The 16407-nt window shown below is 42.7% G+C and carries 17 protein-coding genes and 1 tRNA gene; 10 read left to right on the top strand and 8 right to left on the bottom strand.

Going from position 1 to position 16407, the window contains the following annotated elements; all coding sequences use genetic code 11:
• Window positions 1–21 precede the first annotated feature (21 nt).
• Window positions 22–837 carry a hypothetical protein gene (locus tag GTQ43_RS29155; RefSeq protein ID WP_265276124.1) on the top strand — a complete coding sequence of 272 codons (816 nt, stop codon included), beginning with the start codon at window positions 22–24 and terminating at the stop codon, window positions 835–837.
• Between the two features lie 331 nt (window positions 838–1168).
• Here the strand turns inward: GTQ43_RS29155 and GTQ43_RS29150 are convergent, their stop codons facing one another.
• The 4 genes from GTQ43_RS29150 to rpmI all read right to left on the bottom strand — a co-directional run bounded on the left by GTQ43_RS29150 (window position 1169) and on the right by rpmI (window position 3213).
• The gene (locus GTQ43_RS29150) at window positions 1169–1693 is read right to left on the bottom strand and encodes a tetratricopeptide repeat protein (protein WP_265276123.1); all 525 of its coding nucleotides are present in this window, start codon (window positions 1691–1693) and stop codon (window positions 1169–1171) included.
• 118 nt (window positions 1694–1811) lie between these two features.
• Window positions 1812–2627, bottom strand: a complete 816-nt coding sequence (locus GTQ43_RS29145; protein WP_265276122.1) for a transporter substrate-binding domain-containing protein — start codon at window positions 2625–2627, stop codon at window positions 1812–1814.
• Window positions 2628–2639: 12 nt separating this feature from the next.
• Complete coding sequence (gene rplT / locus GTQ43_RS29140) at window positions 2640–2996, bottom strand: 50S ribosomal protein L20 (RefSeq protein ID WP_114084645.1); 357 nt, start codon at window positions 2994–2996, stop codon at window positions 2640–2642.
• Between the two features lie 19 nt (window positions 2997–3015).
• Window positions 3016–3213: a 50S ribosomal protein L35 gene (gene rpmI, locus GTQ43_RS29135; protein WP_265276121.1), complete on the bottom strand. Its 198-nt coding sequence runs from the start codon at window positions 3211–3213 to the stop codon at window positions 3016–3018.
• Window positions 3214–3608: 395 nt separating this feature from the next.
• Between rpmI and GTQ43_RS29130 the strand changes: the two genes are divergently transcribed.
• From GTQ43_RS29130 to petJ, 6 genes are all read left to right on the top strand, one after another.
• Entirely contained in the window at window positions 3609–4517 is a 909-nt protein-coding gene (locus GTQ43_RS29130) for a carbohydrate ABC transporter permease (protein ID WP_265276120.1), read from the top strand.
• Window positions 4514–5341, top strand: a complete 828-nt coding sequence (locus tag GTQ43_RS29125; protein ID WP_265276119.1) for a carbohydrate ABC transporter permease — start codon at window positions 4514–4516, stop codon at window positions 5339–5341. The genes GTQ43_RS29130 and GTQ43_RS29125 overlap by 4 nt, the downstream gene beginning before the upstream one ends.
• Before the next feature lie 158 nt (window positions 5342–5499).
• Entirely contained in the window at window positions 5500–5715 is a 216-nt protein-coding gene (locus GTQ43_RS29120) for a hypothetical protein (protein WP_012409317.1), read from the top strand.
• 132 nt (window positions 5716–5847) lie between these two features.
• Window positions 5848–6339, top strand: a complete 492-nt coding sequence (gene psbV / locus GTQ43_RS29115; protein ID WP_265276118.1) for a photosystem II cytochrome c-550 — start codon at window positions 5848–5850, stop codon at window positions 6337–6339.
• A gap of 299 nt (window positions 6340–6638) precedes the next feature.
• Window positions 6639–7058, top strand: a complete 420-nt coding sequence (gene petE / locus GTQ43_RS29110; RefSeq protein ID WP_265276117.1) for a plastocyanin — start codon at window positions 6639–6641, stop codon at window positions 7056–7058.
• Between the two features lie 244 nt (window positions 7059–7302).
• Window positions 7303–7647, top strand: a complete 345-nt coding sequence (petJ, locus tag GTQ43_RS29105; RefSeq protein ID WP_265276115.1) for a cytochrome c6 PetJ — start codon at window positions 7303–7305, stop codon at window positions 7645–7647.
• A 400-nt stretch (window positions 7648–8047) separates the two neighbouring features.
• Here petJ and GTQ43_RS29100 read toward each other — a convergent pair whose 3' ends face one another.
• Window positions 8048–9556, bottom strand: a complete 1509-nt coding sequence (locus tag GTQ43_RS29100) for a hypothetical protein (RefSeq protein ID WP_265276114.1) — start codon at window positions 9554–9556, stop codon at window positions 8048–8050.
• Window positions 9557–9972: 416 nt separating this feature from the next.
• On the opposite strand from GTQ43_RS29100, the gene GTQ43_RS29095 reads away from it, so the two are divergent.
• Window positions 9973–10209, top strand: a complete 237-nt coding sequence (locus GTQ43_RS29095; RefSeq protein WP_265276113.1) for a hypothetical protein — start codon at window positions 9973–9975, stop codon at window positions 10207–10209.
• 125 nt (window positions 10210–10334) lie between these two features.
• Window positions 10335–10994: a cytochrome b N-terminal domain-containing protein gene (locus GTQ43_RS29090; protein ID WP_265276112.1), complete on the top strand. Its 660-nt coding sequence runs from the start codon at window positions 10335–10337 to the stop codon at window positions 10992–10994.
• Between the two features lie 153 nt (window positions 10995–11147).
• Here the strand turns inward: GTQ43_RS29090 and GTQ43_RS29085 are convergent, their stop codons facing one another.
• Window positions 11148–13058 (bottom strand): cation:proton antiporter, encoded by a 1911-nt coding sequence (locus tag GTQ43_RS29085; protein ID WP_265276111.1) that lies wholly within the window; start codon window positions 13056–13058, stop codon window positions 11148–11150.
• A 326-nt stretch (window positions 13059–13384) separates the two neighbouring features.
• Here GTQ43_RS29085 and GTQ43_RS29080 point away from each other — a divergent pair.
• A tRNA-Glu gene (locus GTQ43_RS29080) sits at window positions 13385–13457 on the top strand.
• A 75-nt stretch (window positions 13458–13532) separates the two neighbouring features.
• Here GTQ43_RS29080 and GTQ43_RS29075 read toward each other — a convergent pair.
• Both GTQ43_RS29075 and GTQ43_RS29070 read right to left on the bottom strand, forming a co-directional pair.
• Window positions 13533–14141, bottom strand: a complete 609-nt coding sequence (locus tag GTQ43_RS29075; protein ID WP_265276110.1) for an SRPBCC family protein — start codon at window positions 14139–14141, stop codon at window positions 13533–13535.
• 8 nt (window positions 14142–14149) lie between these two features.
• On the bottom strand, window positions 14150–16171 hold the full coding sequence (locus GTQ43_RS29070) for a GAF domain-containing protein (protein WP_265276109.1): 2022 nt from the start codon (window positions 16169–16171) through the stop codon (window positions 14150–14152).
• Window positions 16172–16407: the final 236 nt, after the last annotated feature.

The following is a 16407-nucleotide window of genomic DNA, read 5'->3' as shown; positions in this document are numbered from 1 at the left end:
ACATCAGTGAAGAACATCTGTATGGACGAGCAATTAAAGCGTGAGGCAGCAGAGCATTATACACGCCCTTGGTCTGAAAGGCGAGGTATTGAGTCGACTGATCGAAATGCTGCCATTGTACTTGTGAAAGTACCATTAAATCAGCTATCTGATGCCCTTGCTGAAAAAGCGATCGCATCCCAGCGTAATGTAATGGGATCAGAAATCGAAGTGTCAGGCGCTTTTTTGTTCGCGTATCAACTAGTTGGACACCCTTGGTCGATTATGATTTCTGGCGACTTGTCTTATCCATCAATTTTGGAATCAAGCGAGTTAGCTCAACTTTCAAAACAGTTAGGACAAGCAGTTATCATGCTGCTTGTAAGCGACAGTGCAAACACAATCGGCTATGACTTGTTTGAGGGTGGAGAATTAGTTGAATACTTCAGGGGGGCTGATGGTGAGTTAACTGACGATTCTAATGAATATGGAATTCAGTCCCAGCGATATCTATTGTTTCCGTACCCAGATGATCTTGATGATGATGATCTCGAAGATGATGAGTACTCCGAAGCCCAACAGATAGCATACTTTTGGTCGCGTCGTCGCCAAGTAACAGCCGAAGAGATTGGGAATATTTGGAGTTTTGCACGTCAGCTTATGCTTGATTATGATGCGTTTGATCCTGCCATTGACTCTAGATATCTAGTAGGAGGATACTCTTCGAGACGTGGTCGCTATCGAGTTCAAAATCCAGGATTCGGTTTAGTTCTTGGTTATGACGCAGATGGAAGTAGGCAGATAATTGCTTCTGTACCTGATTTAGTTAGGGTTGATTACTTCAGATTCGGAAATTGATTTGCTATGGAATAAATTTATAAAGACTCTACGCTATCGTCAATGAAAAATCAAAAATAGCAAGCGCATTTATCTCACGTTGCTCAATCTAAAATCTAAAATTATTTGATACCTTAGAGGATATTTGAAAAGTGATTAGCTGTGATTTTAGGCACTTGTTGATCCCCCCTAACCCCCCTTAAAAAGGGGGGAACCGGAATTAAAGTCCCCCTTTTTAAGGGGAGCCACTGCGTTGGGCGGGTTCCCCGACTTGAAGCACGTGGCGTGGATTTAGGGGGATCTAAAACGTTTTGCTACTGATAAGAGGACTTTTCAAACATCCTCTTAGCAATTATGCAGAAACCAAACGGCGTAAAGATTCAGCACGGCGTTTCGCAATAGGGTTATTTGGATCGAGCTTTAGTGCTTCTTCGTAGCTTTGTAACGCCTGAGTAGTTAATTTTTTCTTCTCATAAGCGTGTCCAATATTGTTCAACCCTGTTACGTAATCTGGTTTCGATTTCAGGGCTTCTTTATACTGACGAATTGCTAAGTCATATTGCTCTTGGGTAAAATAAATATAACCCAGCCCGTTGTAAATTGGGGCAATATTTTCTTCTCCCTCTTCTTCGGCAGCTTTCAGAGCTTTTTGAAAAAGCGCGATCGCTTGGGAATACAATTTTTTTTCTGAATAAATACTGGCTAACTCATAATATTCTTGAGTCGTACCCTTTTCTTTCTCTAACTTCTTTCGCAATTTCGCAAAGGAGCCTTCAATCTTGCGAGTTTTGAAAATCTGGCGAAGAATACTCACAGCCGCAATTGTGAGTATAACCACCAAAATTGAGAGATAAACAACGGCTAGACTGTTATCCATTGCTGCAAATACAAATATTAAAAGTTGCTTCTGTAATCTATTATCAGCTTATTGGGGATGATGGAGATAAGGATAATTATCTTAACTCCTAACTCCTAACTCCTAACTCCTAACTTATTTACGGTAAACCCCAATATTGAGAGCGTTTCTGGAGCCAACCTTCTTCTAAGTAACGAGCGATCGCTAGATTTACATTTCGTCTTAACTTATCGTACTGCAATCCCTTGGGCATAACTACAGCCAAGGGTTCAGTTGATAGCTTAGTTGGCAGTAGCCGATATTGAGGATATTGTTGCACCCAACCGCTTAGAACGGTAGCATCTGCGGCAAAGGCTACGGCGGCATTACTTTCTATTTTCTCTCGTGCTTCGTTATAAGAATTTACTCCTACCAACTCGGCGTTTGGCACATAGTACCGAACTTTAGCAATGGTGCTGGAGTTATTCAGGACGGCAATTTTTTGTTTTGCCAAATCGCTCAACTGTTGCACAGAGGTATCTTTTGTAACTAATACAGTGCCATCCAAATAGTAGGGAACACTGAAACTAACTATCCGACTGCGTGACTCGGTTGCTGTCACCCTAGCGATCGCAAAATCAACTTTCTTGTCTAAGACTACAGACAGGCGATCGCGATTCGCTACAGGTTTCAATTTGACGGCATCTGCTTTCCCAACCAAGTCAAGTGCTAATCGCTGTGCCAAGTCAATTTCTAAGCCTTGCAAATTGCTACTGGCATCTCTAAATCCCAAAGGACGCAAGTTATCTTTGACAGCAACAGTGAGATAGCCGCGCTGCTGAATTTCTGGCATTTCGGCGGCAGATGCAGTGAATCCTGTCCCCACTATGGAAAAGCAAGATATCCAAAAAATAGTGGCGGATAATACCAGATGTAACCGAGTAATTACTTGCCATCTGTTACATCTGTTATGCATCCGTGGCCACCTTTATCCTTTAGCTTGAACTGCTAGTTCGGCGACTTTGCCAAAGCTAGCTGGATCGAGGACTGCTAATTGTGCCAACATCTTGCGATTTAGTTGGATATCAGCTTTTTTCAAGTTACCGATCAACTGGCTGTAGCTCAAACCATGTTGTCTAGAAGCAGCGTTGATGCGGGTGATCCAGAGGCGACGAAAATCGCGTTTTTTCTTTTTGCGATCGCGGTAGGCACTCCGTAGCGCCTTCATTACTTGTTGGTTGGCAGTTCTAAACAGAGTTGAGTGAGAACCGCGAAAACCTTTAGCTAGTTTGAGAATTTTATTGCGGCGCTTCCGAGCTACATTACCGCGTTTTACCCGTGTCATAACTTATTTCCTGAAGGACTTACAAATATGGGAGCATCAAGCGCACGTTGAGTTCATCGCGTTCATGTACAAGGGCGCTTTGGGACATGCTACGCTTTTTGTCGGAAGATTTGTGTTCTAAAAGGTGGCTTTTGCCAGCTTTCCGACGGAGGATTTTGCCGGTGCCGGTGGCACGGAATCGCTTCGCTGCGGCTTTACGAGTCTTGAGTTTAGGCATAGTATAGCTTTAATTCGACACGATCCACTATTATACTAAATAAATGGCTGGAATGGAAATTAAGTTAAATCGGCGGTTATAAACTACACACGTAAAATCTTATCTCTGTATTCTCTGCGTGGCAGTTGCTTCAAGTCGGGCATTGCCCGCCCAACGCACTGCCTCGCCTCTGTGGTTCGTTCATTTGGATAATTTATTTCCTGGAAATCCCTAATTAATGTTTGTTTAAAATATTTAATTTTTAATTGGATCAAAGCGACTTGACTCGTCGTTTTGCATCTACGCTCTCCAAAAATAGAAACTTATTTAAATATTTTTTACAGGAGTACGATCAATAATCATGCACAACCCATCGCTACAGCAGGGTTAGTGCGGGATTAAGCGGAGGTTCAGTAGTGTTTGAAATCAACAGGCGGCGGAATAACCCCAGGTGGAATATCACAGAAGACTTGGCTGGGTATATGTTCATGATGCCCGCGATTTTAGTTTTGGGGACTTTTGTCGTCTTACCCATTCTCTACGCAGTTTTTCTTTCCTTGCAAAAAGTTCAACTTCTCGGCGGTATTGAATACCAGTTCATCGGTTTTCGGAACTTCACGCGATTAACTGGAGATGAACGAGTTGGGATTGCTTTGATAAACACAGCACAATATGTAGCCATTGTTGTGCCAACTCAAACAATCTTAGCTTTAATTCTGGCGGTAACTTTGAATTCTGGGATTCGCGGTAAAAACTGGTGGCGCATCCTCTACTTTTTACCCACAGTCACTTCTTCAGCAGTGCTGACGCTCATTTTCATGTGGATTTATAACACTGATGGGCTACTAAATGATTTTCTTGCTTTTGTGGGGCTACCTACTTATAACTGGTTAGGCGATCCAGCCGTTGCCCTCAAAGGCATTATGATCATGAACATTTGGTCAACTGCGCCGTTTTTCATGGTGATTTATCTGGCGGCGTTGCAGGATATACCCCAAACTCTTTATGAAGCGGCAGAACTCGATGGCGCAGATGGGTGGAAGCAATTTATCCACATTACCCTTCCCTTGCTTAAGCCTGTAACCTTCTTTGTGGTATCAGTGGGGGTGATTGGGACTTTTCAGCTTTTTGACCAGTCTTACATCTTTTCTGGCGGTACTGGCGGGCCAAATAACGCTACCTTAACAGTGGTGCTGCTAATTTACCAAGCTGTGTTTCGGAATTTACAAATGGGATATGCAGCTGCGATCGCATTTTTGTTAGCAGCCGTCATCATCACCATCACTTTGATTCAACGGCGACTTTTCGGAGGCGAACGGATTTGACTAAAATCTCTGGCTTCAAAGTCTTGTTATACGTCTTCCTGACACTTTATGCGATCGTTACCCTAATTCCCTTTCTCTGGGCACTTTCAGCATCATTTAAGCCGCTAACAGAGATTGTCAGTGGTGAACCCAACTTTCTCCCCAAGAATTTCACCCTTGACAACTACAGGCAAATCTTTCTCCAAGAACCATTATTTTGGCGCTGGCTGTTCAACAGTGTAGCGATCGCCTTCAGCGTCACCCTTTTAAACTTATTGTTAAATTCAATGGCTGGTTATGCCTTAGCAAGACTGCGCTTTGTCGGTAAGCGCTTTTGGTTCTTTCTAATCTTGGCAGTACTAGCAGTACCAGCGCAAATCACCCTAATTCCCACATTTTTGATTTTAAAAGCGATCGGCTGGTTGAATTCTTACCAAGGCATGATTGTGCCTAGCATGGTTAATGCCACTTTCATCTTCATGATGCGGCAATTTTTCGTTAATTTTCCTAAAGAACTAGAAGAAGCTGCTCAACTAGATGGCTTAAATACCTTTGGAATCTTCCGATATATTGTCTTACCTCTAGCAAAACCAGCACTAGCAGCACAGGCAGTTTTTGTGTTTATGGGAAGTTGGAATAATTTTTTACTGCCTATAGTTATCCTATTTGACCCAGAAATGTTTACCCTTCCTTTAGGGCTGAATACCTTCAAGGGTCAATACATCAGCTATTGGAACTACATCATGGCAGCCTCTATGGTCTTTACCCTGCCAGCATTAGGTATTTACGCCTTTTTTAATCGTTACTTCATTCAAAGCGTTACCTTCACCGGAGGAAAAGGTTAATAGCTATAGGGCATTAGGAAACTTTTCGCTTCTTCCCTACTCCTCACTCCCTACTCCCTACTCCCTCTCCCAAACAGTATTTTGGGCAACAAATTGCACTCCTAACGTGATATTGGTATTACAGCGACTCAATCTCTATCTATCAGTTAACAAGCATTATGGGTTTTGCAGACCTATCGATCGCAGAGATAGCAGCCGACTACAGCATACCTGTAGAAAAAGTGTTTTCTCTGTGCAACCAACTGGGAATCGCCTACAAACACCAAAAGACCCGTTTGGCGTTAGAAGATGCAAAGGCAATTATTTCCCAAATATCGTTTGAAACACACCCAAAAGGTACTAGCGACTTGGTGGGTGATGACGAGGACACCTAAAGGGTGATCTTGGGCTTTAGCTAATCATTTATAGCTAATGACAAAAAACAATGAGTCATTAGCAATTAGCAGCTTGGAGATTGAGAATCGCTTTCTTAGCTGTGTTGAGCGTCAAAATTTTTAAGGGGAAACATGTTTAGAAGACTAATTGGCGTTGTTGTGGCCACTGTTTTACTCTCGTTTCAGTTGCTTGTCGGTAGCGCGACAGCAGTGGAATTGGACAAAGCTACCCGAACAGTGCCATTAAATACTCAAGGTGAAACCACAGTACTTAGCCTTAAACAAGTCAAAGAAGGCAAACGCTTATTTAATTACGCTTGCGCCCAATGTCATGCCGGGGGAGTTACCAAGACAAACCAGAACGTGGGACTGACTCCAGACGATCTGGCACTGGCAACACCCAACCGTAATAACATTGAAGGCTTGGTAGATTACCTGAAAAATCCCACTACTTACGACGGAGAAGAAGAGATTTCCGAAATCCACCCCAGTATCAAGAGTGCAGATATTTTCACAGCAATGCGAAATCTGACAGATGAGGACTTGGAAGCGATCGCTGGTCATATTCTCATCCAACCCAAAATCGTTGGCACTAAGTGGGGAGGCGGGAAAATTTATTACTAAATCCTGTAAGTAAGTCATTGGGAATTGGGAATAGGTCATTGAAAAGAGGCAGAGGGGCGGAGTGCGGGGGGCAGAGGGGAAAATTCATCTCCCTTGCTCCCTGCTCTCCTGCTCCCTGCTCCCTGCTCCCTGCTCCCTGCTCCCTGCTCTCTGCTCTCCTGCTTCCCCATTCCCCAGCTTTTTACAATAAATTGCTCCCCCATTCTTAAAAAAAATTGTATCTATGACAGATTGTCATATTTGGCGTTGATTTTATTTAAAATGAGAAAGGAAAAAAAATTGTTTGTTAGGAGAGAGCCATGAAATTAATTTCGGCAAACTTGCGACGGCTTGGTTTAGCGGTGTTGACAATCCTTTTAGTTGTTAGCAGCTTTGCAGTTTTTACTCCCAGCGCTTCTGCTGAAACCTATAAGGTAAAATTGGGTAGCGATAAAGGACTGCTAGCATTTGAACCGAAGAAGTTGACAATTAAACCAGGTGACACAATTGAATGGGTGAACAATAAGGTTCCTCCCCATAATGTTGTGTTTGATGCTGCCAAAAATCCAGGCAAGGACGCTGCTTTAGCAAAATCTCTGTCTCATAAGCAGTTGCTGATGAGTGCTGGTAAAAAGGAAACAACCACTTTCCCCGCAGACGCACCTGCTGGTGACTACACCTTCTACTGCGAACCTCACCGTGGTGCTGGTATGGTTGGTACAATCACTGTCCAAGGCTAGAAATGCCTACCTTTGACGCAAGATGCTTTCTCAGTGAAATTACCTCATAGCAATACGCCACACTCCTAGAGTGACGCACCAAATGCATAAATGGCGGTAACGAGTCCTATCTTCCCCTAAAATGCTAAACAACCTGTAGCGATTGAGGGATGAACTCGTTACCACCAATTTTGATCATATTTGACTTAATCAGGCATTAATCGCGTTTATACTCTTGCTGGAGGCTTGTTGCGAGGAAATTCTTTTGAGAATAGTTTTATTTATCTTAATGATAGCGATCGCTCTATTCAAACTGACATTCATTAGTCCAGCATTAGCTGCCGAAACATCCAACGGGGCTAAAATTTTTGAGGCTAACTGCGCTTCTTGCCATATAGGTGGCGGTAACATCCTTGTTACCCAGAAAACCTTGAAAAAGGAAGCATTGTCAAAGTACCTAGAAAATTATAACAGTGACTCTATCGAGGCGATTATCCATCAAGTGCAAAATGGCAAAAATGCCATGCCTGCCTTCAAAGATAAGTTAAGTGCTGAAGAGATTCTGGATGTAGCTGCTTACGTTTTTCAAAATGCAGAACAAGGCTGGTAAATTGGGAGCATCCTAAATGTGTAAAAACATAAGCTGTCATTGCGTAGGCGCAGCCTTCCCGTAGGGTACGTAATGAAATGGAGCGTACGAAGCAAGCTACGCGCAGCGTCTCTAAGAGTTGCAATCGCAGTATCTAAACTTTGCGTTCGCGAAGCGTGTCCGAAGGACTTATGCTTCATTCTGATTCACTTCATTCGCAATGACAATATATTTGATAAATTTGCTTTCATTGGGATGCTCCCGGTAAATTTATAGCAGTTCCAATCCGGTTCGCATAAGATAATTTACCTATCTATAAAGAGACGTTGCAATGCAACGTCTCTTTATACAAGAATGGTAAGTTTTTTTGTGGACGCGGTTTCTAACCACTTTTTTCAAATCTCAAATCACCAACGGGTGATTATTGATCTAGATTAGACTTTTCTCTGTCTTCCTTAACTTCGCGCAAAAGTTTTACTAATTTTTCATTTGATTCAGTAGAAGTTGTAGGCTGACTTTTATTGACTCTCGGTAGCAATAGAGTTTCAGAAGTAGTAATCTCTGATGAAGGTGTGGACTGCTGATTTATGATTGGTAGTTCAGATAATGGTTTGGGAGTAGCCGTCGGTGAGAACTGAGACTGATTGCCATTGACTCCTGGTGAAGCTAATGGTTGAAGAGTACCTGTCGATGAAGGCGTAGGCTGATTCTTTCTGATTCGCAGTTCAGGAAATGGTTTAGAAGTATCTGCTGGTAAGGGGGTAAGCTGATTATTATTAATGCCTGGTGCAGATAATTGATTAGTCCCAGTAGTGTTGCTGGTGCTGTTCTGGAAACTTAGATTAAATGGATAGGAACTAATCTGTTTATCTCCCTTGGGGGATTGCTTGTTGAAGTATTGCCTTGCTTTTAATTGCAATTCTGGAGAAAGTAACTTGTTTTGAAACTTGATATCTAAGACTTTTCCATCAGGATCTACCACTAATACACCCAAAACAGCGCCTTCAAGATTCGGTTTATTTGTAGGTAATGTTTCGCGGATGACTGGTTTTTGTTCAGCGTTAGGGTATTTTTGCTGGACTTCTTTTCTCAGGTTTGCGTAGGAGTCTAACTGTGCAGTTGCCAGTTCAGTTCCTTTTCCAGATAAATTGGGTGTCTGGAGTGTGGTTCCCCTAGTTCCGATTAAAGTATCTCCGCCTCTTGAAGCTTGTTTAAGGGAATTTATCAACGGGTTTGGAGAAAATCTAGACGCATCATTACCCGATTGCATCATCTGTGGAGTGATATTTGTCTGTGCTGTTCTAATGGAGTTAGTGTCAGATAGGGGCTGAGATTGGGCATTTTGCAGCATATCACCATTTATTTTCTCCGGCTGCAATTCTGGCAATCTATTTACATCCAGTGGTTTACTTGGCTCGTATTTGGTGTCACTAACATTTACACGAGGAACTGGAGAGAATTTGGCGTTGTTGTTGTATTTAGAATTGTCAAATTTAGAGGCATCAAATCGCAAATTATCGCTAGGAATCATCCGCAATGACTGTCTTGTAGGCAAGGAGGAGACTTGATAATTATTTGATGATGGGGGTAGCGGAGGCAGTACTAGCTGACTGGTAGATGGCGGTGCAGTTAATGGGGGTAATCCACTTTGGGCGCTAAAGTTAGGGGTAGAAAGTGGTGCTATTGGAGGAAGTTGTTGTAAACCAGTTTGGGGAGTGGTTTGCGGCAAACGGTTTTGATCGGCTTGGCTCAATTCCAAAAGTCCGACAGTTTTTGATGATGCTGTATCTTTGGGTTTGCTAGAATCCATAGGCATCAATGGCACAATCATCGCGATCGCACCGTGGATTCCAAGAGAGGCTATAGCCGCTATCCCAATTGGCTGGCTTAAAAGGTCTGGTATATTTTTAAACAGGGAGACGTAAGACATAGTTTTTATCGTTCACTCGGCTCAGTTACAGTTGACTAGCTATTTTCTCTTTTCGACTATATTGCAAAATATCGCAATATATGCGTCCCTCTAAGGAAATAATAATTTCCTCTCATGGCAATGAAAAGGCATAAATTGCCATTTTTTCAGGTTTATAATTCTTTAATGATGCTGGTTCATATCTTCAAATTTGAGCTTAACTAAAGAGATTTTTGAAAAATTAGTACTTTTGATTTCTTATTCTTAATGACGCACACAATTAAAATTAGTATCTGGGATATTTATTAAAGTTTAAGTGAAGCTACAAGTCTGATTACATCATAAAGTCTGCTGAAGTTGCCTTGTGTTTGTAATCTTTTCCAGTCAACAAAGCTTCTGTAAGAGATGGTACACAAGCTTTGTCCGAGAGTACTCCTATGAGAGAATACTACCACATCAGCAGCCCCAAAAACTGTTGTAGATTGTACAATTTTATTGACATTCTCTTTCTAAACCCCAACGAAGCTAAAGCTATTTGGGTTTTCCTAAAAAGAGTTCAGTTTGGCGATCGCAATTATAGCTGGGAATTGGGAATTGGTTTATCCCTTTCCACTCCTCACTGGCTAAAGGCCCCGCTACCGCTAACAACACTCAGTACTGATGAAGGGCATTGAGCTAATTAACTTATCGGAAATATTAAAAAAATTTATTTTTCTTTAAAAAGTGCAACATCTATTAATATTTCGTAGTTAAAATTAGAAAAGAATAAATACTTAGTTAAGAACAGGAGGGGTAAGCTATGGAAAGCACCCAGTTCGATAGGATTGCGCGACGAATAGCAACGATATTATCGGTCGCTATCTTGACTTTGTGCTTAATTTATGTATCTACGGGAGTTTTGCTTGCTTTTTACTATGAACCGACAGCAGGCGGTGCTTATAACTCCTTAAAGATGATTAATACACAAGTGCCATACGGCTGGTTGTTTTGGAGAGCGCATAACATTGCTGGTAACGGGGTAATTGCGATCGCTCTGATGCAAATTGTCGTGATGTTTTTAGGTCGCCAATTCCGCAAGAGTTGGCTGACTGCTTGGATTAGCGGGATTTTGTTGACCTTAAGTGCCATCGGTCTGGATTGGACAGCGATGATCCTAGATTGGACTCAAGAAGGATACTGGCGTTTTAACATTGAGTTGGGAACCATCGAAGCCATTCCTTTTATAGGTGGACAGCTGCGCGAAATCCTAACTGGGGGTGGAGCGATTAACACAGTTACTGTCGAACACCTTTACACAATACACAGTTATCTGATTTCGGTGGCGACGCTAATTCTTGCCATAGTTCATTTATCTGCTTTACTGTGGCAGGAATGGCAAATGTATCAAGAAGCGCCAAGACCAGAAGTTGATAATTTGCAAAAACTACCAGAAGGCGAATTTATTCCTTCCCAAAGCTGAGTGCTGTTAGCGGATAGCTATGATAGCTATGGTTTAGCCCGTGAGGTACAAAATATAGGACTCAAAATTCAGATATAAACTTTATATCTTCTTCTTTCTCCTGCCCCCTGCCCCCTGCTCCCTGCCCCCTGCTCCCTGCTCCTGCCCCCTGCCTCAGCCCCCAGGAGCCTCACTAGCAGACAATTGGACGAGGGATAGATCTTCAACCTCCGCTAACTTTTCTAGAGACAGGGGAGTGGATTGAGTAACACCAGATAAGCGTTTTAAAAGGCTAGGTCTGGGGTCATACAATAGGTAAATAATGCGATCGCCAATTTCCCAATCTTGGTTAACTGGCATTACCTGTAAGCGTTCTTCTCGTTCTACCAATAGCGGTATCAACACCCCAGTCCGAATCTTTTCTTGAATGCGATCGCATTGAGTCGAAAATTCCAACTCATTTAACGTAGTTGTCCCTAGCTTGACTCGCCCATCATTTAAATATTCATTCCAAGTCTTAATCGCTAAGTCTGGGATAAAAGCTTGATTAACTTTATTACTAACCGAAATACTTGCTTGCGGATCGCGGGGGAAAACAGCTAAGACACGTGGTGGCTTAAACTCCTCGGCTGCTCGTTGAGCCAAAACAAAATTCACCTCACCATTACTTGTCATCGCCAAAAAAGTCCCCATCGAAGCAAGTCCCGCCTCTTCCAAAACAGCAGCATCCAACCCACTACTAGCAATCACTCGCAGATTTTGCGCCTCAGCTTGCACAAGACATTCGGGGTCAGTATCAATCATGACGACATTTTCTCCCCGTTCTTGAAAGAACCGGGCAATCAAAAGACTCAATGGATTACAACCCACAATCACTACCCCAGTTACATCCTGAGAAGTGATTTGCAGCCATTTAGCAACCCAGCCAGCTGTTAGCCCTTGGCAGACAACAGTCATAATAATTGTCAGGAAGACTAGAGCTTTAATGGAATCACCGCCGTTAATGCCGCTCTGGGTAAGGGAAATTGCAAAAAATGAAGCTACAGAGGCAGCAACAATTCCTCTCGGAGCAACCCAGCTTAAAAATAGCTTCTGTCGCCAATTTAAATCGCTGTTCCAGGTACACAACAGGATATTAATCGGGCGAACGACAAACATTAATACCAAAACAGTGAATAAACTACCCCAACCCAAAGCAAACACACTGGCAATGGATAAATCGGCAGCTAATAAGATAAATAGCACCGAGACGCTGAGAATTGTCAGTTGACCCTTAAAGCTCCTTAACAGCCGTTCTTCTGGAACCGAGGAGTTAGCAAAGACTGCTCCGGCAACAACTGTCGTCATGACTCCCGATTCACTGCGGATTATTTGCGATAAGGCAAACAGACCCCAAAGTATCGCCAACACCACTAAGTTTTTTAGCTCAAATGAGAGAAAACTGGCGCGTTTGAAAATCAAGCTCATCAGATAACCGCCAGCACCACCAATTGCCGCACCAACACCCAGGCGCATCAGCAAACCAGCGATCGCATTAATGGGGTCAGCATCGCCGTTTAAAATGGTATCGAGGACAACGAAGGCAAGAATCGCTCCTACAGGGTCAATTAAAACCCCTTCCCCTTCTAAAAGTGTTGCTACTTGCCGATCTACATTGATTTGTTTCAGCAAAGGGCCAACGACAGTTGGGCCTGTCACCACAATGATGGAAGCATAGAGAAAAGCTATATTCCAAGGAAATTCACCCAGCCAATGGGCAGCCATACTCCCACCAAGGAGTGTGATTAGCGTTCCTTGAGTGACGAGTAATTGTAAGCTGACTGAAACTCTGCCTAATTCTCGCAGATCCAAATTCAGTCCGCCTTCAAACAAGATTATTGCAGTCGCTAGGGAAACAATAACTTCTAATCCAGTGCCTAGTATATGGGGATGCAACAACCCTATGCCATCAGAGCCGAACAATATGCCTAACAGCAATAACAAGACAATGCTGGGTATGCGAAAGTATGCAGCCAGCACTTGAGCGCTAATGCCTGCAAAAACAGCGATCGCCATCTGTAAAGTAATTTCAAAAGATGCTTCCATGTTGGAGATTTTGAGCGATTTATTTCAAAATCTTTGGTAAAAAATCGTAGATATTAACTCTACAGGGTACAACATCATACCCTTTTGTCCCTTGCAGAATGTACCGCTTTTTCTATTTGAGACGATCTCGAAGTTCCCAGCACTGGACGCTGATGCATACTGCGGCTGACCACAGGAACTTCTACGAAATTCTTTTTGTGTCTCCATCCTTTGTATCCTTTTCAAGCTTTTGCTTCCACCCAGTTTACCTGTCACAAACTTTTTTTCGCAAAACCTGTTGACAACAACCAGAAAATTGGTTAACTTATAAAAGGTCTGAGTCCGATGCCCCCATCGTCTAGAGGCCTAGGACACCTCCCTTTCACGGAGGTAACGGGGATTCGAATTCCCCTGGGGGTACTGAAAAATAGAAACCCGTCTTTCTATAAGTTCATAAAAACGCTCATCCTGGAATAATCCTGGATGAGCGTTTAGTTATACATAGGATTCTTTGTTGGCTAACTCTTCTACACGTTGGTGAATAGCCACAAGATTTAACCGTAGGTCTTTACTCAGGCGATTTTCAATGATTCCTACTGGCATCGTGAGTTTAGGCCAAACTTGAATTGTGTAGCAAAGATTTGTTCCTACATACTCACCAAGGGAATAAGGCTCTAAGCACCAGCTACCAGAAAAGCCTTTGAAATCTCCCTCTACCATCCGAAAATTAATTTCTTTGGGGAAGCATTCTTCCAAATCCAGAACCACCCGCGCCGAAAAGTTGAAATTTAGTAAGCGCTGGGAGCCTACTTGCTCCAGTCTAATTCCACCATTGGGATGCTCGATTAGACGACTCTTAGCGAGGTTGGGGAGAAAATCAGGTAAGGCTTCATAATCTGTCAGAACCTTCCAAATTTGTTCCACTGGTTGGGGAATATGGACTTTGGCGCTGATTTGTCGCTGTCGCTCTGCTATTTTCTGAATTTGAACTTCTACTTTAGCTGTCAAAGCGACTATATCAGCAGTTAAATCCCCTTCGAGGTTGGTGTCATCACTAGGAGACTGGAAATCAGGGTTCTCTATTGCGTTCTGTTCTTTAGTCACGTTCAGAATTATAGTTTGCTTTCGTCAGAAAATTGGGGCAGACTCAGGGTAAAGCAAATTTCGCTCTGTTCAGAATCCGAGATGGGGAGACTTTCAACTGCGATCGCTCCATTCAAATGCTGCACTAAAGACTTGACTAGAGCAAGTCCCAAGCCAGTCCCTGGAGTCCAGCGTCCTTTTCCGCGACGGAACTTGTCAAAGATGTAGGTTGCTTCTTCTTCGGAGATGGCGTGTCCTGTATTCGTCACCTTTATGATAACTCGATCGATTTGTTGATCGACTCGGTGAACAGCTTCTAAATGGACGGTGGTATCATGCTGCGAGTATTTACAGGCATTAGTCAACAACTCTTGCAGGATGCGGTCAAAGCTCTCCAGTTCTGTTTGCAGTTTGAGCGATTCCTCTGGTAAATCTACAGAAATCTTTAATCCCTTCTCTGCGAGTTTCTTCTCAAAAGCCACTATTATATCCTGAATTCTATTATTTAAATCTATAGATTCTAATTGTGGAGCTTCGTGAGGTGACTCTAGTTTCTGGAGTGTCAACAAGTCATTAATCAAGTTGATTTCCTTTGTGCATTCCTGCTCTAGGATATCCATGTATCTAACTTGACGCTCTGGTGCGATTCCTGGCAAACGTAAGTTCCGAATGGACATCAGCATATTTGTCAAAGGATAACGCAAGCGATCGCTCATGTTGCTCAAAAATTCATCTTTGAGTTCATTGAGTTTTTGCAGCTGCTCAACATACTGCCGTGTTTTTTCTTGCATTTTTCTCTGGAGTTCCAGACTACTCTGGAGCTTCGCCGTCCGCTCATCTACCAAAGTTTGCACTTGGCGCAATGTCTGTGACTGAATTATGGCGTTACTGACTTGAGCGCAGACCATTTCTACAAGTTCTAATTCTGCTGTTTGCCAGGTGCGAGTAGTAGCTTGCTGTAGCACTAAAAATCCTAAGATTTTACCTTGACTTTCTAAAGGCACTAATAAGACCCCAGGCAATTGCTCTATTGCAAATAATGGAGCAGCTGCCGAGGTATCATTTTGCTCTGTATAGTTATCGAAAATGACTGCTTTTCCAGAATCCATGAAGGGACGCTGGCATAAACTACATTCCGAAACCAAGAAAGACTGATCTACTAAGGTATCTGTTTTAGTAGTGCGGCAAATTTGTGTTGCCTTAGCCCATTCACCAACCACTCTCGCCTTCGCTTTCGGAACTTGTTTTTTACCTTGAGTCCTAAATAATGGATCGGTATATTTTAGTAGTATAAGTAAACCTCGATCTGCCTGTAGAGATTCGGCAGTAGAGGCAATAACTAACTGGAGCATTTGATTAAGCTCCAAGTTGCTGCGATTCAATAATGTTAATTGCTTGATCAAGCTTTGATATTGATCGCCTTTTTGCAGATACTGTTGTTGATGAGTAATTAGTTTAGCTTGTGCTACTTGCGAAAAAGCGATCGCACAAGCAGATTCCACTTCTTTGAGTAGTTGTTTTTCTGAGTTACTCCAATCATAAGGTTGGAATTTAATCAGACTAATCACCCCATTATTATTGCCACCCAACCTCGTGGGAATTGCCAAAACAGCTTTTATGGGTAGCGGTAAATACTGACAGCCAATTACCAGGCTCTTCTGAACAATCGAAATGTCTTCAATAGTCAATGGTTCAGCAGCACATTGCAGCACTGGCGAGTGCATAAGCAATTGTTCCATCGAAAACATCTCTTCTGGATGTGGCAACCCTAGATACTCATCAGCACACCAATTAATAGTAGTTGCTTCATCGGATGTATCACCCGTGACAGAAACCAAACAGCAACAATCCACTTGAAAGGCGGTTCCTAGCAATTGGGCAATATCTTGCAACATCAATGCCGTGGCTGAAGTATTGGCGATGATTTGGTTAATCTTTTGTACCAACTGGCGGGCAGTTTCTTCCTGATGCTGCATCAGCTTGACTTTGTAAGTTTGTAGTCGATCTATGTCATCTACGTATTGTGGCGGCGACCATAAAGGCTTTTTCATTCTTGGCACGCCCTCGGATAATAAACCCATTGTTTTTGCACCCAACCCTTTGGCATATTCTTCACCGTTAGTTGTGTTGCGACACCTTAATAATTGGCAAATCTTATATGAATACTTTCTCTCACCTGTTATAGCCCTTTTCTCTAGCAGATGGCCAAACTGCGGCTATCTAAAGCAAATTGCTACATAAGTAGTGAGATACTTAGGATATTCTAAAATGACCCAGCCTGATTATT

This window comes from Nostoc sp. KVJ3, assembly GCF_026127265.1.
In the GTDB taxonomy this organism is placed as follows: Bacteria; Cyanobacteriota; Cyanobacteriia; order Cyanobacteriales; family Nostocaceae; genus Nostoc.
This window is presented reverse-complemented; position numbering and strand designations above follow the sequence as displayed.